We start from the raw sequence: 23,960 nt of genomic DNA, 5'->3' as shown, positions 1-23,960 counted from the left end.
TTGGATCGGTGTTTTATTTTTAAAAGATATTAAATACAGCGTTTAATTGAAGTAAGCTAATAACAGCTAAGAAGATTAAACTATATTTCATTGCTGTTTTAAATAGGGCAGATTCTTTACCAACTAGTCCAACTGCGGCACAAGCAACTGCTACAGATTGTGGTGAAACCATTTTTGCCATTGTACCACCTACTACGTTTAAGGCAACGAGTGTAGAAGGAACGATGTTTAACTGGTCTGCTGTTACTGCTTGAAGTGGTGCGAATAAAGAACCACTTGAAACTACTGAACCTGTAATGAATACGCCAATCCATCCTAAGATTGGAGAAAGAACTGGGAATGCATTACCAGTAGAAGAGAATGCAAGTCCAAGTGTAGATGACATACCAGAGTAGTTTTCTACGTAAGCTAAAGCGATAACGCTACAAATTGTATATACTGGAGCTTTTAATTCTTTCATTGTTTCAATCATTAATTCTTTAACCATTTTACCTTTTACGCGGTAAACGATAAGTGAAACGATAATTGCTAGTACAATCGCAGTAGTTGTAGAAGAGAATACATCAAATTTGAAAATAGCTGCGAAAGGTGTATCAGCTTTTGTAATTGGTGTAGTTTTCATAACAGCATTATGAAGACCAGGGAACTGAATGTTAAATACTAAGTTTGCTAACGCACCATCTGGAGCAAATAAAGCTTTAATCGGTTTTAAGTTAAAGATTGTTACAAATGCAGTTAAGAATACGAATGGAGACCAAGCGTATAAAATTTGATTGAATGTATGTGATACTTTAGTTTCTTGTTTTTCTTCTTTAGTAGAAGATTTTGGTTGCCAAACACGTAAGAATAATGCAAGAGCAATCATACTTACAACGGCTGCGAAAATATTAGTAAGTTCTGCACCTAAGAAGTAAGTCACAGCGAATTGAGTAATAGCGAAAGAAACACCACTTACAAGAATACCTTGCCAAGTTTCTTTAATACCTTTAATTCCATCGACCATTGAAACAAGTAAGAAAGGTAAAATAATACTAATGAAAGGTAAAATAAGAACAGTTTGACGACCAATAGTTAATGCGTCAAGTTGAGTTAATTGTGCTGGCACTGTAACTGGAATACCCATAGCACCCATAGCACCACCAGCAATATTAGCTACTAAACAAATACCTGCTGCTTTTAATGGATTAAAGCCCATACCTACAAGTAGTGCGGCTGTAATAGCAACTGGAACCCCTAGACCAGCTGCACCTTCTAAGAAAGCACCGAAAGAATAAGCGATTAATAATACTTGTAAACGTTGATCATTTGTAATGCTTGAAATACTATCGCGAATAATATTGAATTGCTCTGTTTTAACAGTTAATTTGTAAAGGAAAATTGCGGCGATAACGATAGTACAAATTGGATAAAATCCAGATAAAACACCGAATCCAGCAGATGCTACAGCTACTGTTGCTGGCATTTTATAAACAAATATTGCAAGGATAATAGCGACAATCACACTATAAAGACCAGCCATGTAACTTTTCATTTTGAATCCCATTAAACAAATGATGAAACAAAAGATTGGAAGTGCTGCGATTAGTGCAGATAACCAAATATTGTTTAATGGGTCATAAATTTGTGTCCAAGTACTCATAATAATGACAACTCCTATCTATTATATGTGAAGAAATTCACATTATTTGTGAAACTATTCACAATCAACTTACATGCTTAGTATATTCTCCTTCAACACTATTGTCAACGTAAAAAAGTATAATTATTCCATAATAGTGTTAAAAGAAAAGCTTTGTTCATAAAGTAGACAAAAAACACACTCAAATGAATTTAAGTGTGCTGTATAAACTATTTGCATATTATTTTGCTTATTCAGATGGCATGTTTCCTATAAGTGTATATTAGATGCCGTCTTTTATATCGAGTATAAAGTTTAATATATGCACCTATCTGTCCTGTTTGATCTAGTGTGAGGGAGGATCGGTGAGTGGATTTAATAGGAAGTTTTGGACAACAGTCCAACCGCTTGCAATACGAATAAAAAATTAGAAACAAATTTTTAATATCACATCATCTCTTTTTACTGAAAATTCCTTTTAGCGTAACAAAGAGGTTAATTATAGTTCAACTACATTACGATAGGTTATCAATTATAGACGGTATTTTACAATACCGTTACTGTGCGTTTCAATGAGGTGAAAATATAACAAAAAGCTTGATAAAACAACGTTTGCAAGCAAAGTATTCGTAGGCCATTATTTTGCTTTTTCGTTATATCATATAGTATAATATTCAAAATCAGCAAGGATTTTTTCCTGAATTTTTGCTGATGAAGATGGAAAAATTTTTCGGCTTTATAGGTTGATAAAGTTATGTCGTAACAGGAAATATAAGAACAGATATATAAATAAATAAAAAGAACATAAAAACGCAAATAAAAACGAAAATGAGGGGAACTTTATGAGCCAAAATCAATTCGAATGTCGTATTTCAGAAGAAGATGTACAAATGTTAAGAGCGTTAGCTCACCCACTTCGTCTACGTCTAGTAATGGAACTTATGCAAAGAGGAACATGTAATGTAACACAACTACAGGAAGTATTAGAAATTCCGCAATCAACGGTTTCACAACATTTAACGAAGTTAAAGCAAAATAAAGTAGTGCGCTTTGAAAGACGAGGATTAGAAGTGTATTACCAAATCCATAATGATAAAGTAAGTGCGGTAGTAAAAACATTATTTTCTTAAAATTTGAATATTATGGAAAAAGACGTGTAGAATATACGTCTTTTTTTATTTGTCAGAAAGGTAGCGAGAGAGTAAATATTAGCATGTGAGGGAGAAATGACTATCAATCAACATGCTGCTTTACGGAATATATTCTAAAAAGAAAAGAAAAAATAGAAAGGAGTGTAGTAAGCAAAAGGAGGGATATTAGTATGGATGTGAAACGTGTGAAACAAATCTTATCTTCTTCAAGTAGAATTGACGTTACATATGAGGGCGTACCAGTATGGATTGAGAGCTGTGATGAGCAGAAGGGGAGTGCTCAAGTGTATGATGTATCTAATCCTGGTGAGAGCGTTCATGTGGACGTGACAGCTTTAGAGGAGAAATAATAAAAAAGACGCTTCTAATTTTAGAAGCGTCTTTTTGTTATTCCATCATATGTGCAATTTTCTTAGAGAACATAAGAAGTACTAATCCCAGTACAATTACGATAATACCGATGCTTGCGAATACTTCTAAATATCCTAAAGATTGAGTGAAAGCGGCTAATTGTCCTGCTAATAAGTTTGCGAAGCCAGTACCAGCTAACCATACACCCATTAATAATGATGCTAATTTAACAGGAGCGATTGCACTTACCATAGATAATCCGATTGGTGATAAGAATAACTCACCGATTGTGTGGAACATGTAAGTGAATACAATGAATAGTAAGTTTGCTTTCATTGTAATGTTACCTTCATCGCTACCAGTTTTTAAAACAGCTAAAGTTAGAACTAAATATCCAATCCCTAGTAAAATCATACCTAATGCCATTTTTGTTGGGATTTTTAAATCACCATTTTTTGTTTTTGAAAGCTTAATCCATAACGCAGAAACAGGTAATGCTAGTAAGATAATGAATAGTGGGTTTACAGATTGGAACCAAGGTGTTGGAATTGTAAATCCACCAATTGTACGATCTACGAACTTATCTGTGTAAAGTGTTAAAGAACTACCAGCTTGTTCAAAGCCTGCCCAGAAGAATACAACGAAACAAGTTAAAATTAAAATTGCAACAGTACGTTTTTTCTCTTGTGGTGTTAAAGGTTTTTTCTCAACAGCTTTTGCATTTTGTTCTTTAGATTTTTTACCCACAACTGTTGTTCCAGCTGATCCTAAGTAACGAGGTGCTAATAAGTTAAATGCAATCTGTCCAATAATCATACCGATACAAGCTGTTAAGAAACCGTATCTATAATCTGCGAAGTATCCGCAAATGAATGGAGCGATAAGAGCTCCTAAGTTAATCCCCATGTAGAAGATAGTGAAGGCGCTATCACGACGAGAATCGTTGTCGCTATATAATTGACCTAATAAAGTCGAAATATTCGGTTTGAAGAATCCGTTACCGATAACTAATAATCCTAATCCTAAAAATAGTCCAGTTTTCGTATTCATTGAAAATAGTACGAAGTTACCAAGCGCCATAATGATACCACCAATAGTAATGGCATGTCGCTTCGTAATGAAATGGTCAGTTAACCAACCACCAATAATAGGTGTGAAATATACAAGCATTGTGAAAATACCGTAAATTTGAACTGCAACTGCTTTATCAAATCCTAAACCGCCGCTTACTAAGCTCGTTGTTAAATAAAGAACTAATAAGCCACGCATTCCGTAATAACTAAATCTTTCCCATGCCTCTGTAAAGAACAACAAGTATAACCCTGGTGGATGTTTTTTTGGTGATTGTTGCTCTCCAGCTTTGTCTAATTTTAAAGCTGCATCCATGTTTGTTTCCCCCTAATCCTGTATAACGGATATTTATGTAATCATTTTAATTTACAAAATATTTAGAAGTCAATAGAATTATATGGAAATAGAAAGAAAATTTCTAAAAAAGTTCTATTTTTCTTCAACCGTTACTGTATTTTGCCCTGAAAACGAGATGATAAGCGTTTTCAAATGTAATAATTGAATTCTAAAAGAAAATAAAATAGTGATTAATCAGAAAATTTAGATTAAAATATTTATTCTGATATAGAGAAAATATATTTTATTTACTTTTATAATATAACATATTGGGAATAAAAATACAAAATGAAATAATGTGACACTTCAGTGAAATGAAAAAACCAGCTCCATCAAAGAGAGAGCTGGTTAGAATGAAATTATTTAACAAAGCGCTTTTCGATATCATCTAGTAATAGGTTAGCAGCCATTACACCGCCAGCTGTATTCCAAATAACATCGTCGACTTTGTATGCTTTACCATTTTTTACGGCATTTAAATTTTTAAATAGAGGATCGTTTATATATTCTTTTTCTAGTTCAGATCCTTTTTTCTCATTTCCTTTATCGAATGTGAAGTAGAATAATACGTCACCATCCATAGCAGAAATACGCTCTTTAGATACGTTACGCTCTGCAAAATCATCTTTGTTTTGATCTCCAGGACGTTTAAATCCAAGTTCTTTTAAAATAACACCAGAGAATGTATCGCCATGATAAATACGAACATCACCAGGCATGAAACGAACCATAGAGATTTCTTGATTTACTTTATCGCCAAGTTTGCCTTTTAAATCTTTTATACGTGATTCGTAATCAGCTACAACTTTTTGACCTTCTTTTTCTTTATTTAATGCTTTTGCATAAAATTTGAAGTTATCTTTCCATTCCCCACGTAATGTTTCTGAGAACACAGTAGGTGCAATTGCTTTTAGTTGTTCGTACACTTTTTCGTGACGCATTTTGTTACCGATAATTAAGTCTGGTTTTAAAGAAGCAATTGTTTCAACGTTAACTTGTCCTTCATCACCAACAACTTTTACATCTTTCATTTTATCCTTAATATGTGGATACCATGGGTCACCAGTCCAAGACTTTACAGCACCAACTGGTTTCACACCTAATTCAAGTAAAGCTTCAGTTCCTTCATTTGTTAAGATAACTACACGTTTTGGATTAGCAGGAACTTCTGTTTTACCCATTGCATGTTCTACAGTAACCACTTCTTTTTTATTATCTTCTTTTGTAGATTCTTCTTTGTTATTTGATTTTCCACAAGCGCTTAAAAGCATTGAAAATGCTAGTAAAAATACAAATACTGTAAACGATTTCTTCCGCATGAAATTCATTATGTACCCCCTACATGTTGAGAATATTTTTCAATAGCAAGCATGATATTAAGCCTTTATCTTTTGATTGTCAATACATATGGGTGAAAATAATTCTCATTTCCGTTGACAATGAGAATTAAGTTGAAATACACTAACAACGTATCATTATACATTGAAGGGGAAACGCTGCATGTTATTAAAAACAAATCGAGCAAAATGGATTGGATTATTTGTTGGAATCATTGCAGTCGTTATTTGTATTTGGGGAAGTATTATTTTCGGATATACAAATACGAGTTGGAAACTAGCATTGGATGCTTTTTTCCATTTTAACGGTTCCAATGAACATATTATTATTCAAAATGTACGTCTGCCTAGGGCGTTAATTGCAGCTAGTGTTGGTGCTAGTTTAGCCATTGCTGGTTGTCTTATGCAAACTTTAACTAAGAATCCACTTGCTTCTCCAGATTTTATTGGATTAAATTCAGGTGCTGCGTTCTTTATAGTTGTAGCAATTGTAATCTTTTCAGTAACATCATTATCAGTTTTCACATGGATTGCCTTTTTAGGAGCGGCGGTTGCAGCTGTACTTGTATTTGCTTCTAGTTCTTTAGGAAAAGAAGGGACTACTCCTCTTAAGTTAACGTTAGCAGGGGTCGCAATTAGTGCATTATTTTCATCATTAACACAAGGATTACTTGTGTTAAATGAAAAAGCACTTGAAGAGGTATTATTTTGGCTTGCTGGATCTGTGCAAGGGAGAAAGTTAGAAATTTTACAATCTGTATTCCCATATTTATTAATAGGATGGATTGCATCTCTTATGATGGCAGGGAAAGTAAATACATTGATGATGGGAGAAGACGTCGCGAAAGGACTTGGACAACGAACAATTTTAATGAAATCATTCGTGTTACTTATTATTGTACTATTGTCTGGTGGTTCAGTTGCGGTTGCTGGCCCAATTGGATTTATTGGAATTATTACTCCGCATTTTGCGAGATTTCTTGTTGGAGTTGACCACAGATGGAGAGTGCCTTATAGCGGATTGTTAGGTGCAATACTACTAATATTGGCTGATATAGCAGCAAGATATGTCATTATGCCACAAGAAGTACCAGTAGGAGTTATGACAGCATTTATTGGAGCTCCATTCTTTATTTATATTGCACGTAAGAGAGGGCTTAGCAAATGAAGAAATATATTCCGTTTCGTATAGGAAAAGGCGAGCTCTCGTTTTTAATGTATAAACGAGCTTGTCTCGTCTTATTCAGTTTACTAGTTGTTTTAATAGGATTATTCTTTGCGAGCGCAGGTATGGGAGACATGAAAATTGCTCCTTATGACGTATGGCAAGCGATTACTGGAAATGGCGATGCAATGTCAAATATGGTTGTAAATAAGTTTCGTATGCCACGTATTTTAATTGCTATCCTCGTAGGAATTGCGCTTGCGGTAGCGGGCTGTATTTTACAAGGGCTCGTTCGAAATCCACTTGCTTCTCCTGATATCATCGGGATTACGGGCGGGGCAAGTGTCGCAGTTGTATTATTTTTAGCGCTATTTAGTGATAAAAATAATGCACTAACGGTAAGTATTCATTATATGCCGCTCGCAGCTTTTGCAGGAGCAACGATTGTAGCGGTTTTTGTATACTTATTTGCATGGAAAAATGATGGATTATCACCAATTAGTCTCGTTTTAATTGGTGTTGGATTTTGGGCATTAACGAAGGCGGCGACAACATTATTTATGTTGCTAGCACCAATTTATCAAGCGAGCCAAGCGAATGTATGGATTACGGGTACCGTTTACGGCTCTTCTTGGCAAAATGTTATGGTACTTGCGCCTTGGGTTCTCATTTTAACAGTAATATCATTTATCGCAGCTAGGCATTTAAATGCACAAGAGCTAGGGGATGATATAGCGGTAGGACTTGGGGTTCCTTTAACAAAGTCGCGTGTATTTATGTTATTACTTAGTACAGCTTTAATTGGTGGTGCGGTAGCTTTTGCCGGAGGGATTGGATTTGTCGGTTTAATGGCACCACATATTTCACGAAGATTAGTTGGTTCTTTATACGGTGCATTGCTCCCAGTTGCAGCTATTGTCGGTGCAATTCTAGTACTTGCTGCAGATTTAATAGGGCGTACAATTTTCACACCACTTGAAATTCCAGCAGGGGTATTTACATCAGCAATTGGTGCACCTTATTTCATTTATTTACTTTATAAAAGTCGGAATTCATAAAGGGAGATGAATATGCAAAAAGCATTGGAGACGAAACGCTTGACGTTGTCTTATGGTGAAACAATTATTATTGATGAGCTGAACTTAGAAATTCCAAAAGGAGAAATTACAATTTTTATTGGTTCTAACGGTTGCGGGAAATCAACTTTATTACGTTCACTAGCCAGATTATTAAAGCCAACAAATGGTGATATTTTGTTAGATAATCAAGCAATTCAAAGTATGCAAACGAAGCAAATTGCTCGTCAAATGGCGATTTTACCGCAAGGACCACAAGCACCAGAAGGACTTACAGTATTACAACTTGTAAAGCAAGGGCGTTATCCATATCAAACATGGCTGAAGCAATGGTCAGAAAAAGACGAGGAAATGGTACAGAAGGCACTTGCAGCAACAGGTATGACAGAATTTGCTGAGCGTGATGTGCATGCCCTTTCAGGTGGACAACGTCAACGTGCTTGGATCGCAATGACACTTGCACAAGATACAGATATTATTTTACTGGATGAGCCTACTACATATTTAGATATGACTCACCAAATTGAAGTGCTAGATTTATTATTCGAATTAAATGAAATAGAACAAAGAACAATTGTTATGGTATTACATGATCTAAATTTAGCATGCCGCTATGCAGATAACATTGTAGCCATTCAAGATAAACAAATATATGCACAAGGTAAACCTGAAGAAGTGGTAGATGAGAAACTAGTACGTGATGTATTCCGAATGGAGTGCCAAATTAGTACGGATCCGTTGTTTGGAACACCACTTTGTATCCCGCATGGAAGAGGAAGACGTGTAGTTAAAGAAGTTGCTCAGGCAATGAGATAAAAAACGATGAGTGATTCATCGTTTTTTTTATTTGGTACAAGAAAATAAGAGGAAGAGAGGAATACGTAAGCGACGTTTATACTCTTCTTCATCTTGAAAATAGGTTGGATTTGGTGTAGCTTCTTTTAATGATGTAATGGTAAATCCGGCTTGCTGTAATAATGTGAAATAATCTTCCGTTGTACGATGATATTTAATAACTTCTTGGTCAATCCATGGTTCAACCCGTTTGCCTAGTTTAAAGTAATCATCGACGAGCCAACTCGTTCTTTTACCACTCGTTTGTAAGCTTTCAAATGAAGAAGTAATAACGGGATGTTGAACGCTAAAGGTAAAGGTGCCATTTGTTTTTAAAGTTTGAAATACATTTTGAAAAATGGTATCAAGATGTTCAATATAATGTAAGGCGAGTCTAGATGTTACTAAATCAAAAGTGGAAGAGGGGTAGGTATAATCTTTGAGGTTTAAAAAATGAACAGATCCATTTTTATTTTCTAGTTGTTTTTTAGCTTTTTCATACATAAGTTCGGAGCCTTCAATGCCGGTGTAAGAGTAGCAATCCTTTTCTAATAATTCCGCGCCAAACCTAGCATCACCACAGCCTAAATCGAGAATTTGTTTTCCTCGTACATGACCAATGAGCTGAAAGAATACTGGTTTTTCAATGGATTCATTTGGGCTATTTTCTCGATATCTTCGTTTCATATATTGTTCGAAAAATGCTGTGTTATTGTATACATCAGATTCTGTAAATGCCATGTTTGAAACCTCCCGAAATATTTTTTTAATTCTATCAAATATGAAAAGTAAATGATAGATTTATTGTAATGAATCATATATAATCTAAAATTGTAAGCGGTTACTTTAAACTATTTTTCTATAATAAATTCTGAAAACGTGTTAAGCTAGTAGAGGGATTATTAGAACTATTAAGACAATAATCCGCTTACATGAACGATGGGAGGCTTCACGATGTCTAGTAAAACACTTGCGAAATTTTTAGAAGAAAATTTAGAGGATTTAAAATCAAAGGGGCTTTATAACGTAATTGATCCGCTTGAGAGTTCAAATGGACCAATCATTACAATTGGCGGAAAAGAATATATTAACTTATCTTCAAACAACTATCTTGGATTAGCAACAGATAGCCGTTTGCAAGAAGCAGCAATTGGTGCTATTCATAAGTACGGTGTTGGAGCAGGGGCTGTTCGTACAATTAACGGTACTTTAGATTTGCATATTAAGTTAGAAGAAACAATTGCAAAGTTTAAACATACAGAAGCAGCAATTGCTTATCAATCAGGATTTAACTGTAATATGGCAGCGATTTCAGCTGTTATGGATAAAAATGATGCGATTCTTTCAGACGAATTAAATCATGCATCTATTATTGACGGTAGTCGTTTATCAAAAGCAAAAATTATTGTTTATAAACATTCTGATATGGAAGATTTACGCCAAAAAGCAATCGCGGCGAAAGAATCAGGTCTTTACAATAAATTAATGGTAATTACAGATGGTGTCTTTTCGATGGATGGAGATGTTGCAAAACTACCAGAAATTGTTGAGATTGCAGAAGAGTTAGATTTAATGACATACGTAGATGATGCGCACGGTTCAGGTGTACTTGGAAAAGGTGCAGGAACTGTAAAGCACTTCGGTCTTTCTGATAAAGTTGATTTCCAAATTGGTACATTATCAAAAGCAATTGGGGTAATTGGTGGGTATGTAGCAGGGAAACAAAACTTAATTGACTGGTTAAAAGTTCGTTCACGCCCATTCTTATTCTCTACAGCATTAACACCAGCTGATGCAGCAGCTTGTATGAGATCAATTGAAATCTTAATGGAAAGCACAGAGTTACACGATCGTTTATGGGAAAATGGACGCTACTTGAAACAAGGATTAAAAGAACTTGGCTTTAACATTGGGGAAAGTGAAACGCCAATTACACCTTGTATCATTGGGGACGAAGTATTAACACAAGAATTTAGTAAACGTCTAAATGAAGAAGGTGTATACGCGAAATCTATCGTGTTCCCAACTGTAGCAAAAGGGACAGGGCGCGTTCGTAATATGCCTACAGCAGCTCATACGAAAGAAATGTTAGATGAAGCAATTCTTAAGTATGAAAAAGTAGGAAAAGAAATGGGCATCATTTAAGTAACGACATCTTTTGAATAGCTTGCAAATGAGGAGTGGGGAAAATGAAAAAAATTCTAGTAACCGGTTCTTTAGGGCAAATTGGTTCTGAACTAGTAATGAAACTTCGTGATGTATACGGCGCATCAAATGTTATTGCAACAGATATTCGTGAAACAGACAGTGAAGTAGTAACGTCTGGTCCATTTGAAACGTTAGATGTAACAGATGGACAAAAACTACATGATATCGCAAAGCGTAATGAAGTAGATACAATTATTCATTTAGCAGCTTTACTTTCAGCAACAGCAGAAAAAAATCCGTTATTTGCATGGAATTTAAATATGGGTGGACTTGTAAATGCTCTAGAAGCAGCTCGTGAATTAAACTGTAAGTTCTTCACGCCAAGTTCTATCGGTGCATTCGGTCCATCAACGCCAAAAGATAATACACCGCAAGATACAATTCAGCGTCCTACTACGATGTATGGGGTAAACAAAGTAGCAGGAGAATTACTGTGTGATTATTATCATCAAAAGTTTGGTGTAGATACGCGCGGTGTCCGTTTCCCAGGTTTAATTTCTTACGTAGCGCCTCCAGGAGGCGGAACGACTGATTATGCAGTTGAAATTTATTATGAGGCGATTAAAAAAGGTGCATACACCTCATACATTGCTGAAGGAACGTACATGGACATGATGTATATGCCTGATGCTTTACAAGCGATCATTTCATTAATGGAAGCTGATCCAAGTAAGCTAGTGCATAGAAATGCATTTAACATTACAGCAATGAGCTTCGAGCCAGAGCAAATTGCAGCGTCAATTCGTAAACACATTCCGACGTTTACAATGGATTATGCAGTAGATCCAGCTCGTCAAACAATCGCTGATAGCTGGCCAAACTCTATTGACGCAACAGCAGCAATGAAAGAGTGGGGCTTCAAAGCAGAATACGATTTAGATAAAATGACAACTGACATGCTGGCTAAGTTAAAAAAAAAGCTTGCAGCTGAGTTAGTGATGAATTAATAGGAAGAGTCGATTCTTAGGAATCGGCTCTTCATTATTTTTGGGAGGAGAGAAGTCTTATGCAAAGAGTTGATGTCGTATACGCACTAATACATGACGAAGAAACAGATAAAATATTAATGGTACATAATGTAGAACAAAACGTTTGGTCATTGCCAGGTGGGGCTGTGGAAAAAGGTGAAATATTAGAGGAAGCACTAATAAGAGAAGTGAAAGAAGAGACAGGTTTAACCGCCTTGGCTGGGGGGCTTGTTGCGATCAATGAAAAATTCTTTGAAGAATCAGGGAATCATGCACTATTTTTTACATTCCGAGCGAATGTAGTAAAAGGGGAACTTATTGCGGAAGATGAAGGTGAAATTTCTGCAATAGAGTGGGTAGATCGAACAATTGCGAATGAGCGTTTCCCATACTATGACGGAGGATTTGAATCTTTATTAGAAGTAGCCATTCCATACAAGTTTCAACCAGAAACAAAGTAATTGAACGAAAAAACAGGAGCCACAAGGCTCCTATTTTCTATTCAATCGTCTTCAGTAATAGTTTTTTCAGCAATGGTTTAATCTTCAATCGTAAATCTTCAGCATGATTTGCAACTAAGAAGTGATGGTTATAAATGTTTTTCATCAATTGATAAGTTGCTTCTTTCGCTTCGCCTTCTTCGATGAAGATACCGATTACTTCCATACCACTTTTACGCGCGAGTTTAACAGCTTCATGCGTATCTAAAATTCCGTCTTGTTGATAGTCTAGCGCAGAAGGCTCACCGTCTGTGAAGACTAGTAAGAATTTATGTTTCTCAGGTCTTTTGGCAAGTTTTTCAGAAACGATACGAATAATATATCCGTCGCGGTTATCTTCTTCTTCACGAAGTTGCATAATTTCTGGACCAACGTTTGGCAACGTTGAGTTTTTATAATTTACAACTTCATGGATAACGTTCGGCTTATCTTCAGGTTTAGCGCTAGAGGCATCTTCCCAAAATCCGCTAATAGCGTGCGGGATTTTTAAAGACTTTAAAGCTTCATGGAATAGTACAACACTCTTCTTCGTTTCTTCCATTTTGTTATACATAGAACCAGAACAGTCAACTAATAGTTGGAATGCAACATCGAGTTCTTGTGACTCTTGTCCTTTTTTATAAAACATACGCGGTTGTTTTTCGGTATAAATACGAAGGAATTTCTTACGAAGTCTTCCGTAATATTTATCACTATTCGCATTCGTTTTATTTTCAATTGTTTTTTTGATAATTTTCTTTAATTCTTTTACATCTTTATTGACGACTGATTTGATAGCTTGGTAATCTTTTTTCTCATCTGAGTTTGGTTTGCGAGCTTCTTTAAATGTATGAGAAGCACCTACATTATACTTACCGTATGCACCGTCGTGCTGGCTAGAAGCGTGTGAAGCCCTTGCTACTTCTGTATCAGCGCCATCAAAGTTGGATTGTGTACTTTTTTGTGAAGTACCTTGTACAGAACCAAGTGCTTGGTCGCCATCTTCTGATTCACGGGCAGTATCACCCATCATATTAGTTTTTGTTCCGCTTTCTAATTCAAAGCGTAAAAAGTTCTCGTTTTCGTTATTTTTATTTTCACGATGCCATGTGGAGAAACTTTCATCCATTTTGTTTTTATTTTCATCGTCATCTATAAGCTGCGTATCATCATTTGCTAAATCTTCGACGCGACAGTTCTTTTCGTCTGCAAGGACAGATAAGTAAAGTGGAGCATGTCCGAAATAGTTGTTAAGCATATCGCTTTCAAGAAGCGCCTCTAAGCGATAGCGAATTTTCTCAACGATATACATAATATCTTCTGTATTACGTGCTTGGAATGTTTCATGTAAAATCGCTTCAATTTGCTCAAAATATTCATTATTAAACATTTCGTATTTATCGCTAGTTAATGAAAGATAGCATAGGCAAAATAGACGATCACCGTGATAATTACGAACACGGTTTATTTCATTTTGAGAGCCGAAATAATTGCGGTACATTTCTTTTCGACGTTTAAAAACATGCTTCGTGCCAGGACGTAAGTTCTTTACGATTTCCTCAACGCGTAAATCTTCTAATAGAACAAATAATTGTGTTAAAAACTTTTTTAGGGGCGATTCTTGCAATTCAATCGCATAAGAACGAATTAAAGTCATGTCCGAGTAATGTTTATTACCAAGTGCTTTTAAGAACACTTCGCTTTTTAATCCGATTACTGTATCTTCTTCTTTTCGATCATCCCAAAAGTGACTAATGACAACTTTCTTTTCAATTTCGTCGTAGTATGCTTTATAGCCATATTCAAGATAGGCATCGTCTTCTTTTAGAAGGGCATACATTAAGTTTTCCATTTGTAGAAACAGCGACGCATCAATTTTTTTGTCACTAAAAATTTGTCTCATAAATTATCCCTCAAAGAAATAACTTTCTGCTAATTCACGGACAGTCATTTGTTCTGTTTCATCATTAAGTTTTGCAATTATGCTTCGTTCAATCGCTCGCATAACAGGAATATATACACCTAAATCACATGCGTCGATAATACCACGAATACTTGCTGCTTCTTCACTTACACGTCCATCGCGAGCTAAAGGCATAAGGTCGCTTGCAAATGCAACAAACTTTTCAATTGTTGCAACATCATTTAATTTTGATTCTGCTAATAATAGTTCTTTTAATGTATCACCTTGAATGTAAGGAACTTCAATAATAACGAAACGGTTTTTTAACGCTTCATTTAGTTCACTTGTTCCAACGTAACCTTCGTTAATCGCAGCAATTACACGGTATTCGTCATCACCGTATACAACCTCTTGTGTAAATGGGTTTGTAATCATTTTACGGTAATCTAATGCGCCGTGAAGAAGTGGTAACGTTTCAGGTTTTGCCATATTGATTTCGTCAATATATAGGAAGTGACCGTTCTTCATTGCTTTCATAAGAGGACCGTTAACGAATGAAACTTCAGATGCACCATCTTTCGTTTGTAGTGTGTTGTATCCTAAAATACCCTCTACATCTAAGTCGACAGAGCAGTTAATGCTATGCATTGGTTTTTGGAATAAAGAAGAAAGAGTTTCCGCTAGTACTGTTTTACCACTACCAGTCGGTCCTTTTAATAGAATGTTCTTGCCAAGAAGAAGTGCTGTAATCGCATCTTCAATAATGCTATTATCAGACGCTTTATATATTTTCGTTCCGATTAAATGTGCATTTTCACCAGCTTCTTGTTTATTCTTTTCATGAATCGTAGAAAGCTGTTGTTTTAAATCAGCATGTATATGAAATTGTTCTAACATGTATTTCCCACCTAACATTATTTTCATAAAGTAATACATCTTATGATAACTTGTTTTAATATGGTATGCAAAGAAAAGGAAGGAGGATAAAGGGAAAAGAAAAAGCAATCAAGATGAAGTTGATTGCCTACAGTAAAGGAGAAATGAGCCTCATGAAAGACTCCAATATGCGTTTTTTTATACTTCTTTTTTGGAAAGAGTTCCATTTAATTTCAGTTGAATGTTTAAAATCTTCTTCAAAATCACGTTTAATGTCGTGAACTGTTTTTGATTCATAAAGCACGCTAATAATTTCGTAATTCAATTCAAAGCTACGTACATCCATGTTCGCTGTTCCAATAGTTGCAATTGTATCATCAACGAGTACAATTTTTGCATGCATAAAACCATCTTTATAACTGTAAATAGAAGCACCAGCTTTTAAAAGCGGAGTGAAATAGGATTGAGATGCTTGATCACTAATGATGCTATCACTTTTACCTGGATATAAAATCCGTACATCTATTCCGGCAATTGCACTTAAGCGTAATAATGTTAAAGTTTCTTGATCTGGAATAAAGTAGGGTGTAGCGATCCAAATGGATTTTTTTGCAGAGCCCATAACAGCTAATAATGTATTACGAATACTTTTATCATCGGAGCTTGGTCCGCTTGCTACGATTTGAACAGCACCTTCTGCATTTGAAATCTCTTTACCTGGGAAGTATTGTCTATTCATGAATTGATCCCAGGAATAAGTATTTAAACCACTAGAGGCATAGAGCCAGTCTTCTAGAAAGATTGCTTGTAATTTATATAATGCTTTTCCTTCTATTTTTAAATGACTATCACGCCAAACAGGAAATTTCTTGGAACGGCCAAGATATTCATCACCGACATTGAGTCCTCCGGTAAAACCAATTTTTCCATCTACAATAACAATTTTTCGATGGTTACGATAATTGACAGTTTCAAGTAACCAAGCTGAAAAAATAGGGTCAAATTCTACAATTTCAATCCCAGCTTCTTTCATAGGTTGCAAAAATCGTCGTCGTAACGTATTACTTCCAAGGCCATCATAAAGGAAGCGTACAATAACACCATCTTTTGCTTTTTGTATTAAAGCATCTCGAAATTTTGTACCAATTTCATCAGATTTATAAATGTAGTATTGAATATGTATATGATGCTTTGCCTGCTCTATAGCTCGCAAAATTTCTGAAAATGTTTGATCTCCGTTTGTTAAAAGTTTTGTAGTTGTTTTATCTGCGGCAGGACCACCTCCAAATTTTTGTATGACTTCTGTTAAATGTATGGAACGTTCATTTAGTGGGACTGTGAGTAATAACTCTAGTCTTCTTCCTTCTAATATTTCACGGAATAATTTTCTTTGTTCTTCTGAACGATGGAGATGTTTTTTTCTTCTCCAGCGGCTGCGTCCGAAAATAGCGTATAAAAGCACACCTATAATAGGAAGAAGTGCTAATACTAAAAACCATGCTAACGTACTTTGTGGAGATCTATTTTCTATAAAAATAACGAATGAAATTCCGACAATTGTGATGGACCATAGAGCACCGACAAATGTATATAACGAAATATACGATGTATTTAATAGGAACAGAACGATAGATACAATTGTAAATATTAATAGTAATTGAACGATAGGCTTCTTCATTTCTATATAATTCCCCTAATCTTTTTTCAATATAGACTTCTTAAATAGAAGATGTAATATGACATCTTTATTATAAGGTGTTTTGCTTTTTTTACAAAATATAGACATTTCACCTATACTTTCCGCATTTGTCCTACATACAGTGTACTATCCCATTTTTTATCCCACTCTTAACGTATATGAAAATGAAAAAATCGAAAAGGAGCGGAGAAACATGAATTATATAGAAAATAATGGATTGTATTATCGAAATCATCATGGTGGGCACAATCATAACGGTGGACATCATCACCATGGAGGACACAATCACTATGATCACCATCATCATCACGGAGGCGGATGGGGCTGGGGTGGTGGTAGTTCATGGGGAGGCGGATTTTTCCCTGGAAGCTTTGCAGGAGGAGTGTTAGGCGGACTGACAGCTGGTGCATTAACAGGTGCAACAAGTGGAGGGTATTATCCCGCTCCATATCCAGTAGCTTATCCATCACCATACCCTGTAACGTATCCAATGCCATACCCAGGTTATCAGCAAATACCATATTCGTATTAAACTAAAAAAGAGGCTATCCTCTTTTTTAGTTTAATACGGTATTTATTTATAAAATACTTCCAAAATTAAGGTGAAAATATGTTAATATTTTGTTATTGTAATTCAAAAACATACACATTAATGTAGATTTTCATATTATTATTCGTGAATAGTTATGTAGTATGATCTAATTTCTATTTCGTTATTAAAAACAAAGAGATCAGATATGAGTGGTATTAGTTGGAAACAAGGCTTGCATAGAGCTACTTAAAAGGATTGCGGTATAATAAGGCGCGAAGTAATTAGAGATATGGGAAGCTACCAGTTATAATTGAAACGGTATAATATTGCTTTTTATTACAAATAATATTATGTTATTTTAATCGGTTTATTTAAAAAGATAATTTATGTAAAGGGCTAGTATTAGAAAATGAAATATCTCTATTTCTATGAAGAGAAACAGGTTGTGTTTTAGTCAGATAGAAGCAAGGAGAGATGCGCATGCTAGAACAGAGAGGTCATGCATTATATGACTCTTCGTTGCGAGATTTAAAGTTAGCATTAGATGAGTCTTCAATTGTTGCAATTACAGATCGAAAAGGTCTTATTACATATGTAAATGATAAATTTTGTGAAATCTCTAAATACAAAAGAGAAGAATTAATTGGAAAAGATCACCGTATTTTAAATTCAGGTCATCATCCGAAAACCTTTTTTCAAAACTTATGGAAACGTATTTTGAATGGGAAAGTATGGACAGGTGAGATTCGGAATCGAGCAAAAGATGGTACATATTATTGGGTCAAAACAACAATTGTTCCATTTTTAAATGAAAAAGGAGAGCCTTACCAGTTTATCGCAATACGAAATGATATTAGTAGTAGAAAAGAAGCGGAACAGAGGTTGCGGCTAAGTGAAAGTCGTTATAGGGAACTTGCCTATCATGATGCTTTAACGAGTTTGCCGAACCGTTTGCAATTAATAACGACCGTTAATAAATTGATTGCAGATAAAAAAGAATTTGGTATGATTTACTTTGATTTGGACCGTTTTAAATTAGTAAATGATACGTTAGGTCATATGATAGGGGACTTACTTTTAAGCGAAGTCGCTTCAAGGTTGCATTATGTACTAGGAGAGAAAGATGTTCTGGCTAGGCTAGGTGGCGACGAATTTGTGCTGTTAACAAAAAATCATAGACAAGATGATATGAGGCAGTTAGCGACATCTGTGTTGTCATGTTTCCAGGCACCATTTATTCTTGAAGGCCATGAAGTATATATTTCAGCTAGTCTAGGACTTTGTTCTTATCCACAAGACGGACAAGACGTGGAAACATTATTGAAAAACTCCGACTTAGCTATGTATAGTGCAAAAGAACAGGGGAGAAATGCTGCATGTTTCTTTACAGATGAGCTACGCGCGAAAATAAATCGTAGAATGAAAGTTGAGTTTGCTTTGCAAAAGGCAATTCGTGATGAAGAGTTAGATGTAGTATTGCAGCCTATTATTGATTTGAAAACGAAGAGATATTCTGGTATAGAAGCTCTAGTACGCTGTATGACAGAAGACGGACCTATTTCACCAAACGAATTTATCCCGGTAGCTGAAGAGTCTGGACTTATTATAAAGCTAGGAGACTGGGTATTAGAAAAATCGTGCCGATTGTTTAAAACATTGCCCAATTATCAAGAAGGACTAAAGTTATCAGTGAATTTATCTATACAACAATTAATGCAGAAACGTTTTATTTTCTCTGTACGTAGCATTTTAAAGAGAACTGGTTTTCCTCCGAACCGTTTAATATTAGAAATAACGGAAAGCATAGCAGTCCGCCATTTTGATTATATTATTGCTACATTACAAGAATTAAGAAATATGGGTGTTTTAATTGCTTTGGATGATTTCGGAACTGGCTATTCTTCCTTATATTATTTAAAACAACTACCACTGGATATTGTAAAAATTGATCGTAATTTTATTCGTGAATTTCATTATGATCACGCACAACCAGAACGAACGATTGTAAAATCCGTTATTGAAATTGCTCATAGTTTAAATTTAGCAGTAGTTGCTGAAGGAGTAGAAACAGTAGAGCAAGAGAGTTTGTTACAATCAATGAGCTGTGATTATGTACAGGGATTTTATTATGCGAAACCTTTATCTGTAGGAGAGCTAAAAGAAAAGTTAATTACAGATTTTTAATAAAAAAGAGAAGCCAGCAGCTTCTCTTTATTTAATCCGTTTTTTGTGAGTCTTTCATTAGTACTGGATAAAGAACAAGACCTAATACGAACAATCCAATTCCTAAGAAGAATGTTTTTAAATCAGCAGTTCCCGTTTTGATAACCCAAATAGAGTATACCAACGCTAATGTCGTAATGATTCCATCTTTTACTCGAGATCCGGGCAGTATATCATACGTTTCTCCTGTAATAACTAATTTTAATTGGTACAAGGTAGAAACAAGGTATGGAATTAAATAGGCTAATGTTGCTACGACGATAGCGAAACTATACGCTTCTGAAACAGTACCAGAAATCGTTGAAAATAAGAAAATTTGCGTCATTACATTTGTAATCAATAGTGATTTTGAAGGACTACCTTTTTTATTTGTTTTCCCGAAAAACTTAGGGAAAAGTCCATTTTTTGCTGCCTGGTAAGGTACTTCTGAACTAACAACAATCCAGCCAACTGTAGATCCAAATAAAGATATAAGAGCGAGTAAGGCCATTATATATGCACCTTTATTTCCAATTGCTAAATTTAATGCATCTACTAACGGTTTTTGAGACTCCTTTAAAGCATCTTGCGGAAGAGCTCCCATTGTAAGTAAAGTAATTGACATGTAAATAAGAAGAGCGATAATTAATCCGAAAATCGTAGCTTTTTTTACATCGCGCTGTGATTTTGCACGGTTAGAAAGCATAACCGCTGATTCAATACCGATAAATGCCCAGAGTGTTGCAATAGCAGCTGAATTGATTTGGCCACCTAACGAGATAGATTGTCCTGCTTCATTCATAAAGGTTTGACCGTCTCCGAAATTAGAAGCATTGAAAATGAATAATGTAATTACAATAAACATTGTAAATCCGATAATTTTTGCAATAGTAGCAAGTAGATTCATATTTCCAGCTCGATCAATATTTTGAGAAAGAATATATTGAATTCCCCATAGCATAAGGCTACATACAAGGAAAGTTAACCCTTTTCCGAGTTCTAGTGAAAATCCGTTTATTGAAAAAAGAATTTGCTTACTTTGTAAAACTGGAAAGAATGTTGATAAATATCCAGCAAAGGAAATAATAACAGATGCTGTTGCAGCCCAGTTAGCAGCCCAATATCCCCATGCCATACTATATCCTGCAACTTTACCAGCTTTTTTTGAAGGAAACATCGCTTGAGCATAGCTTTGTGGTCCAGCTTTTAATTCTGGTTTACGAATCGCTAAATTTCCAAATACAAGTGCAATCATAAATACGCCAAGGCCTGTAATACTCCATGCGAGTGTAGAACCCATTGGACCTGATACTTGTGCTAAATTTGCTGGAAGCATAAATACGCCACCGCCAACCATATTCCCGATAACAAATGCTGTTAAAACCCATAATCCCCATTTTTTCGTTTCCATTTTTGTTAACTCCTTTGTAGTAAGTTTTGCTTAAACATCATTTTTTACTAGCCTTTTGACAATAAAAAAAGAGCCATGTAGATAAAAAAATACCTACATGGCTCTTTTGCCAAAGCGTAGGTACAACGGGAATAACCCTTGTACCTACGCGTAATTTTTCCGCTAGGTTTCAAGGGTTACGTATGATGATGATGTTTTTGTGCAAATGTAACTACAGTTGTTGTATAAGTAAGCATAGTTCTTTGCTCCCTTTCTCCTCTGATTTTGAAGTTAGTATACTACATGTTTTTTTGAATGAAAAGAAAAATATAAAAATTTTTATAAAAATACGTTTTAAAGATTAAATATTTACCTATATTTTTCTTGTACTGGAAAATAAGTGAGAGATTGGCAGAAGAGTGAAGCATGTTATAATACATATAGAATTAGAAGGTGACAAGGGGCTATTGTAGATGATGAGTAAGTATGAACAAATTTATACAGAAATCAGTAAATCTATTGATAATAAACAATTAAAAGAGGGATGCAAAATCCCATCAGAAACAGAATTAATGAAGCAGTATGAGGCAAGCCGAGGCACGGTGAGAAAAGCTGTAGATTTACTGCAAGAGCGTGGATATGTGCAAAAAATTCATGGAAAAGGTGTTTTTGTTTTAAAGCGAAAAAATATTGAATTTAATTTTGGTGGTATTGTAAGTTTCCAAGAAGAAAATGAACGTTTAGGACGTCATTGTATTACAGATGTCGTAGAAATGGAGAAAATTGAAGCGACGAAAGACGTAGCAAAGTTATTAAACGTGAAAGAAAAAACAGTGATTGACCATATTAAACGTGTACGAAATATTGATGGAGAAAAAGTAATTTTAGATATAAATCATTTTGTATCTGAGTTTGTTCCAGGATTAACGAAAGAAATTGCAACTGCATCGATTTATAAATACATCGAGAAAGAGCTTGGGCTACATATTAGTTATTCGCAGAGGGTAATTGAAGTACAGCCATGTACAGAGGATGACAGAAAGTATTTAGATTTAAATGGAACAGACTATGTTGTCGTTGTGAAAAACTTTACACATTTGTATGATGGAAGTCAGTTTGAATATACAGAATCACGCCACCGTTTAGATATTTTTCACTTTTCGGATGTGGCACGCAGGAAGTAAAGAGGTGGAACAAAATATTGTTTCATCTCTTTTTTTTATAAAAAAAACACAAACTCGTATATACGAGTGTTGACTAACTTATATATACGAGTTAATATGTAATTGTAAACGGTATCAAAAAAAGAAAAGAGGGACGGGAATATGGGGAAAGACTATCGTAAAACAGCAGAGGAAGTGTTGCAGTATATTGGTGGGAAAGACAATATTGAACAAGCTGCACATTGTGTGACGAGGCTCCGTATCGCTTTAAAAGATGAAAGTAAAATAGATAATGATAAATTACAGTCTGTTTCATTAGTGAAAGGAGCGTTTCATAACGCTGGTATATTTCAAGTTGTAATTGGTCCAGGAGATGTAGATCGTGTTTACGCTGAATTGATAACGCTTGCGGGTATGAAAGAATCGACTGTAGCTGACGTAAAAGACTCTGGAAATCAGAAGTTAAATCCAGCTCAAAAGTTTGTGAAAATATTTTCAGATGTATTTATGCCGATATTACCAGCGATCGTAACGGCTGGTTTACTAATGGGTATTAACAATCTATTAGGCGCAAAGGACTTATTTTTTGATGGGAAAAATTTATTAGATGTTTATCCAAACTTAGGCGGGCTTTGGGATTTAATTAATATGATGGCCAATACAGCATTCGTATTCTTACCAGCACTTGTCGGGTGGTCAGCAACGAAGCGTTTTGGTGGTAGTCCAATACTAGGGATTGTTATGGGATTAATGCTTGTGCACCCGGCCTTATTAAACGCTTGGGACTATGGAAAAGCAGCGACTGGTTTAGACGGACAAAAGATTGAGTACTTCGATATTTTAGGACTGTTCCAAATTGAAAAGGTAGGGTATCAAGGTCAAATCTTGCCGGTTTTAGTAGCTGCATTTGTGTTAAGTAAAGTAGAAATTTTCTTAAAGAAACATGTACCAAATGCAATTCAATTATTAGTTGTACCAATTACAACAATCGTTGTGACAGGTGTGTTAGCATTAGGAATTATTGGTCCGGTTACACGTCATATTGGAGATTTATTAACAGTAGGATTAGTAGGTGTATATGAAACAGTACCAGTAGTTGGAGCAGTATTATTTGGAGCGTTATATGCACCACTTGTAATTACAGGTATGCATCATATGTTTATTGCAATTGATTTACAATTGATTGCACAACATGGCGGTACATTTATTTGGCCGATGATTGCTCTTTCTAACATTGCGCAAGGTAGTGCGGCACTTGCGATGTTCTGGATTTCTAAAAATCAAAATGATAAAAGTATGGCATCAACATCAGCCATTTCAGCATACTTCGGTATTACAGAACCAGCGATGTTTGGTGTGAATTTACGAAATAAGTTCCCGTTTTATGCAGCGATTATAGGGTCTGCTGTGGCAGCGATATTCATTACATTAAATGGTGTATTAGCACCTGCTATCGGAATTGGGGGATTGCCAGCATTTATTTCTATCATTCCGAAATCGATTCCAATGTTTATTGTCGGAATGATTATTGCAGTTGTAATCCCATTTACTTTAACATGGTTATTTGCAAAAAGAGTGAAACAGAAGTAGGAGGAAGTTAA

20 protein-coding genes are annotated in these 23,960 nt (G+C 35.2%); 12 read left to right on the top strand and 8 right to left on the bottom strand.

Features of this window, described 5'->3' with window-relative positions; genetic code table 11:
• Positions 1 to 19 precede the first annotated feature (19 nt).
• Positions 20 to 1,639: an L-lactate permease gene (locus MKY38_RS19175; protein WP_341049460.1), complete on the bottom strand. Its 1,620-nt coding sequence runs from the start codon at positions 1,637 to 1,639 to the stop codon at positions 20 to 22.
• A gap of 821 nt (positions 1,640 to 2,460) precedes the next feature.
• On the opposite strand from MKY38_RS19175, the gene MKY38_RS19170 reads away from it, so the two are divergent.
• Positions 2,461 to 2,748 (top strand): ArsR/SmtB family transcription factor, encoded by a 288-nt coding sequence (locus tag MKY38_RS19170; RefSeq protein ID WP_000081428.1) that lies wholly within the window; start codon positions 2,461 to 2,463, stop codon positions 2,746 to 2,748.
• Positions 2,749 to 2,939: 191 nt separating this feature from the next.
• Positions 2,940 to 3,119: an acid-soluble spore protein H gene (locus MKY38_RS19165; RefSeq protein WP_000382679.1), complete on the top strand. Its 180-nt coding sequence runs from the start codon at positions 2,940 to 2,942 to the stop codon at positions 3,117 to 3,119.
• Between the two features lie 37 nt (positions 3,120 to 3,156).
• Here the strand turns inward: MKY38_RS19165 and MKY38_RS19160 are convergent, their stop codons facing one another.
• Together MKY38_RS19160 and MKY38_RS19155 are read right to left on the bottom strand one after the other, a co-directional pair.
• Positions 3,157 to 4,506, bottom strand: a complete 1,350-nt coding sequence (locus MKY38_RS19160) for a peptide MFS transporter (RefSeq protein WP_000338315.1) — start codon at positions 4,504 to 4,506, stop codon at positions 3,157 to 3,159.
• Positions 4,507 to 4,886: 380 nt separating this feature from the next.
• Complete coding sequence (locus MKY38_RS19155) at positions 4,887 to 5,855, bottom strand: ABC transporter substrate-binding protein (protein WP_001010274.1); 969 nt, start codon at positions 5,853 to 5,855, stop codon at positions 4,887 to 4,889.
• A gap of 172 nt (positions 5,856 to 6,027) precedes the next feature.
• On the opposite strand from MKY38_RS19155, the gene MKY38_RS19150 reads away from it, so the two are divergent.
• From MKY38_RS19150 to MKY38_RS19140, 3 genes are read left to right on the top strand one after another with little or no spacing between them, the layout of a single operon-like run.
• On the top strand, positions 6,028 to 7,032 hold the full coding sequence (locus tag MKY38_RS19150) for a FecCD family ABC transporter permease (RefSeq protein WP_025710095.1): 1,005 nt from the start codon (positions 6,028 to 6,030) through the stop codon (positions 7,030 to 7,032).
• Positions 7,029 to 8,087, top strand: a complete 1,059-nt coding sequence (locus MKY38_RS19145; protein WP_025710094.1) for a FecCD family ABC transporter permease — start codon at positions 7,029 to 7,031, stop codon at positions 8,085 to 8,087. Before MKY38_RS19150 ends, MKY38_RS19145 begins: the two co-directional genes overlap by 4 nt.
• Positions 8,088 to 8,099: 12 nt before the next feature.
• Complete coding sequence (locus tag MKY38_RS19140) at positions 8,100 to 8,921, top strand: ABC transporter ATP-binding protein (RefSeq protein ID WP_033695236.1); 822 nt, start codon at positions 8,100 to 8,102, stop codon at positions 8,919 to 8,921.
• 27 nt (positions 8,922 to 8,948) lie between these two features.
• Here MKY38_RS19140 and MKY38_RS19135 read toward each other — a convergent pair whose 3' ends face one another.
• Positions 8,949 to 9,680 (bottom strand): class I SAM-dependent DNA methyltransferase, encoded by a 732-nt coding sequence (locus MKY38_RS19135; RefSeq protein ID WP_309305224.1) that lies wholly within the window; start codon positions 9,678 to 9,680, stop codon positions 8,949 to 8,951.
• Between the two features lie 213 nt (positions 9,681 to 9,893).
• Between MKY38_RS19135 and MKY38_RS19130 the strand changes: the two genes are divergently transcribed.
• From MKY38_RS19130 to MKY38_RS19120, 3 genes are read left to right on the top strand one after another with little or no spacing between them, the layout of a single operon-like run.
• A complete protein-coding gene (locus tag MKY38_RS19130; protein ID WP_000095905.1) occupies positions 9,894 to 11,084 on the top strand; it encodes a glycine C-acetyltransferase in 1,191 nt (396 codons plus the stop codon).
• A gap of 44 nt (positions 11,085 to 11,128) precedes the next feature.
• Complete coding sequence (locus MKY38_RS19125; protein WP_000723124.1) at positions 11,129 to 12,094, top strand: L-threonine 3-dehydrogenase; 966 nt, start codon at positions 11,129 to 11,131, stop codon at positions 12,092 to 12,094.
• A 59-nt stretch (positions 12,095 to 12,153) separates the two neighbouring features.
• Positions 12,154 to 12,576: an NUDIX hydrolase gene (locus MKY38_RS19120; RefSeq protein WP_001189940.1), complete on the top strand. Its 423-nt coding sequence runs from the start codon at positions 12,154 to 12,156 to the stop codon at positions 12,574 to 12,576.
• Positions 12,577 to 12,613: 37 nt separating this feature from the next.
• On the opposite strand, the gene MKY38_RS19115 is transcribed toward MKY38_RS19120, so the two are convergent.
• The 3 genes from MKY38_RS19115 to MKY38_RS19105 form a co-directional block, all read right to left on the bottom strand.
• On the bottom strand, positions 12,614 to 14,497 hold the full coding sequence (locus MKY38_RS19115) for a vWA domain-containing protein (RefSeq protein ID WP_341049447.1): 1,884 nt from the start codon (positions 14,495 to 14,497) through the stop codon (positions 12,614 to 12,616).
• Between the two features lie 3 nt (positions 14,498 to 14,500).
• Complete coding sequence (locus MKY38_RS19110; protein ID WP_000892973.1) at positions 14,501 to 15,394, bottom strand: ATP-binding protein; 894 nt, start codon at positions 15,392 to 15,394, stop codon at positions 14,501 to 14,503.
• 127 nt (positions 15,395 to 15,521) lie between these two features.
• A complete protein-coding gene (locus MKY38_RS19105) occupies positions 15,522 to 17,051 on the bottom strand; it encodes a cardiolipin synthase (protein ID WP_341049444.1) in 1,530 nt (509 codons plus the stop codon).
• A gap of 214 nt (positions 17,052 to 17,265) precedes the next feature.
• Between MKY38_RS19105 and MKY38_RS19100 the strand changes: the two genes are divergently transcribed.
• Together MKY38_RS19100 and MKY38_RS19095 are read left to right on the top strand one after the other, a co-directional pair.
• Positions 17,266 to 17,604 (top strand): hypothetical protein, encoded by a 339-nt coding sequence (locus MKY38_RS19100; protein ID WP_001106382.1) that lies wholly within the window; start codon positions 17,266 to 17,268, stop codon positions 17,602 to 17,604.
• A gap of 480 nt (positions 17,605 to 18,084) precedes the next feature.
• The gene (locus MKY38_RS19095) at positions 18,085 to 19,788 is read left to right on the top strand and encodes a putative bifunctional diguanylate cyclase/phosphodiesterase (protein ID WP_000893350.1); all 1,704 of its coding nucleotides are present in this window, start codon (positions 18,085 to 18,087) and stop codon (positions 19,786 to 19,788) included.
• A gap of 31 nt (positions 19,789 to 19,819) precedes the next feature.
• Here MKY38_RS19095 and MKY38_RS19090 read toward each other — a convergent pair whose 3' ends face one another.
• Entirely contained in the window at positions 19,820 to 21,217 is a 1,398-nt protein-coding gene (locus tag MKY38_RS19090) for an amino acid permease (RefSeq protein ID WP_000448450.1), read from the bottom strand.
• Positions 21,218 to 21,669: 452 nt separating this feature from the next.
• Here MKY38_RS19090 and treR point away from each other — a divergent pair, with 452 nt between their 5' ends.
• Complete coding sequence (gene treR, locus MKY38_RS19085; RefSeq protein ID WP_000987235.1) at positions 21,670 to 22,380, top strand: trehalose operon repressor; 711 nt, start codon at positions 21,670 to 21,672, stop codon at positions 22,378 to 22,380.
• 141 nt (positions 22,381 to 22,521) lie between these two features.
• Positions 22,522 to 23,949 (top strand): PTS system trehalose-specific EIIBC component, encoded by a 1,428-nt coding sequence (gene treP / locus MKY38_RS19080; RefSeq protein ID WP_000513940.1) that lies wholly within the window; start codon positions 22,522 to 22,524, stop codon positions 23,947 to 23,949.
• Positions 23,950 to 23,960 lie beyond the last annotated feature (11 nt).

Origin of the sequence: Bacillus sp. FSL R5-0585 (genome assembly GCF_038004545.1) — a bacterium.
GTDB lineage: Bacteria > Bacillota > Bacilli > Bacillales > Bacillaceae_G > Bacillus_A > Bacillus_A cereus.
Note: the sequence above shows the minus strand (reverse complement) of the source record. Positions and strands in the feature narration are given on the sequence as shown.

Coding starts and splice junctions, on each gene's coding strand:
- MKY38_RS19155 (WP_001010274.1), bottom strand. CDS start 5,855: ATGAATTTCATGCGGAAGAAATCGTTTACAGTATTTGTATTTTTACTA.
- MKY38_RS19145 (WP_025710094.1), top strand. CDS start 7,029: ATGAAGAAATATATTCCGTTTCGTATAGGAAAAGGCGAGCTCTCGTTT.
- MKY38_RS19165 (WP_000382679.1), top strand. CDS start 2,940: ATGGATGTGAAACGTGTGAAACAAATCTTATCTTCTTCAAGTAGAATT.
- MKY38_RS19120 (WP_001189940.1), top strand. CDS start 12,154: ATGCAAAGAGTTGATGTCGTATACGCACTAATACATGACGAAGAAACA.
- MKY38_RS19135 (WP_309305224.1), bottom strand. CDS start 9,680: ATGGCATTTACAGAATCTGATGTATACAATAACACAGCATTTTTCGAA.
- MKY38_RS19090 (WP_000448450.1), bottom strand. CDS start 21,217: ATGGAAACGAAAAAATGGGGATTATGGGTTTTAACAGCATTTGTTATC.
- MKY38_RS19140 (WP_033695236.1), top strand. CDS start 8,100: ATGCAAAAAGCATTGGAGACGAAACGCTTGACGTTGTCTTATGGTGAA.
- MKY38_RS19175 (WP_341049460.1), bottom strand. CDS start 1,639: ATGAGTACTTGGACACAAATTTATGACCCATTAAACAATATTTGGTTA.
- MKY38_RS19110 (WP_000892973.1), bottom strand. CDS start 15,394: ATGTTAGAACAATTTCATATACATGCTGATTTAAAACAACAGCTTTCT.
- treR (WP_000987235.1), top strand. CDS start 21,670: ATGATGAGTAAGTATGAACAAATTTATACAGAAATCAGTAAATCTATT.
- MKY38_RS19125 (WP_000723124.1), top strand. CDS start 11,129: ATGAAAAAAATTCTAGTAACCGGTTCTTTAGGGCAAATTGGTTCTGAA.
- MKY38_RS19105 (WP_341049444.1), bottom strand. CDS start 17,051: ATGAAGAAGCCTATCGTTCAATTACTATTAATATTTACAATTGTATCT.
- MKY38_RS19100 (WP_001106382.1), top strand. CDS start 17,266: ATGAATTATATAGAAAATAATGGATTGTATTATCGAAATCATCATGGT.
- MKY38_RS19130 (WP_000095905.1), top strand. CDS start 9,894: ATGTCTAGTAAAACACTTGCGAAATTTTTAGAAGAAAATTTAGAGGAT.
- MKY38_RS19095 (WP_000893350.1), top strand. CDS start 18,085: ATGCTAGAACAGAGAGGTCATGCATTATATGACTCTTCGTTGCGAGAT.
- MKY38_RS19115 (WP_341049447.1), bottom strand. CDS start 14,497: ATGAGACAAATTTTTAGTGACAAAAAAATTGATGCGTCGCTGTTTCTA.
- MKY38_RS19160 (WP_000338315.1), bottom strand. CDS start 4,506: ATGGATGCAGCTTTAAAATTAGACAAAGCTGGAGAGCAACAATCACCA.
- MKY38_RS19150 (WP_025710095.1), top strand. CDS start 6,028: ATGTTATTAAAAACAAATCGAGCAAAATGGATTGGATTATTTGTTGGA.
- treP (WP_000513940.1), top strand. CDS start 22,522: ATGGGGAAAGACTATCGTAAAACAGCAGAGGAAGTGTTGCAGTATATT.
- MKY38_RS19170 (WP_000081428.1), top strand. CDS start 2,461: ATGAGCCAAAATCAATTCGAATGTCGTATTTCAGAAGAAGATGTACAA.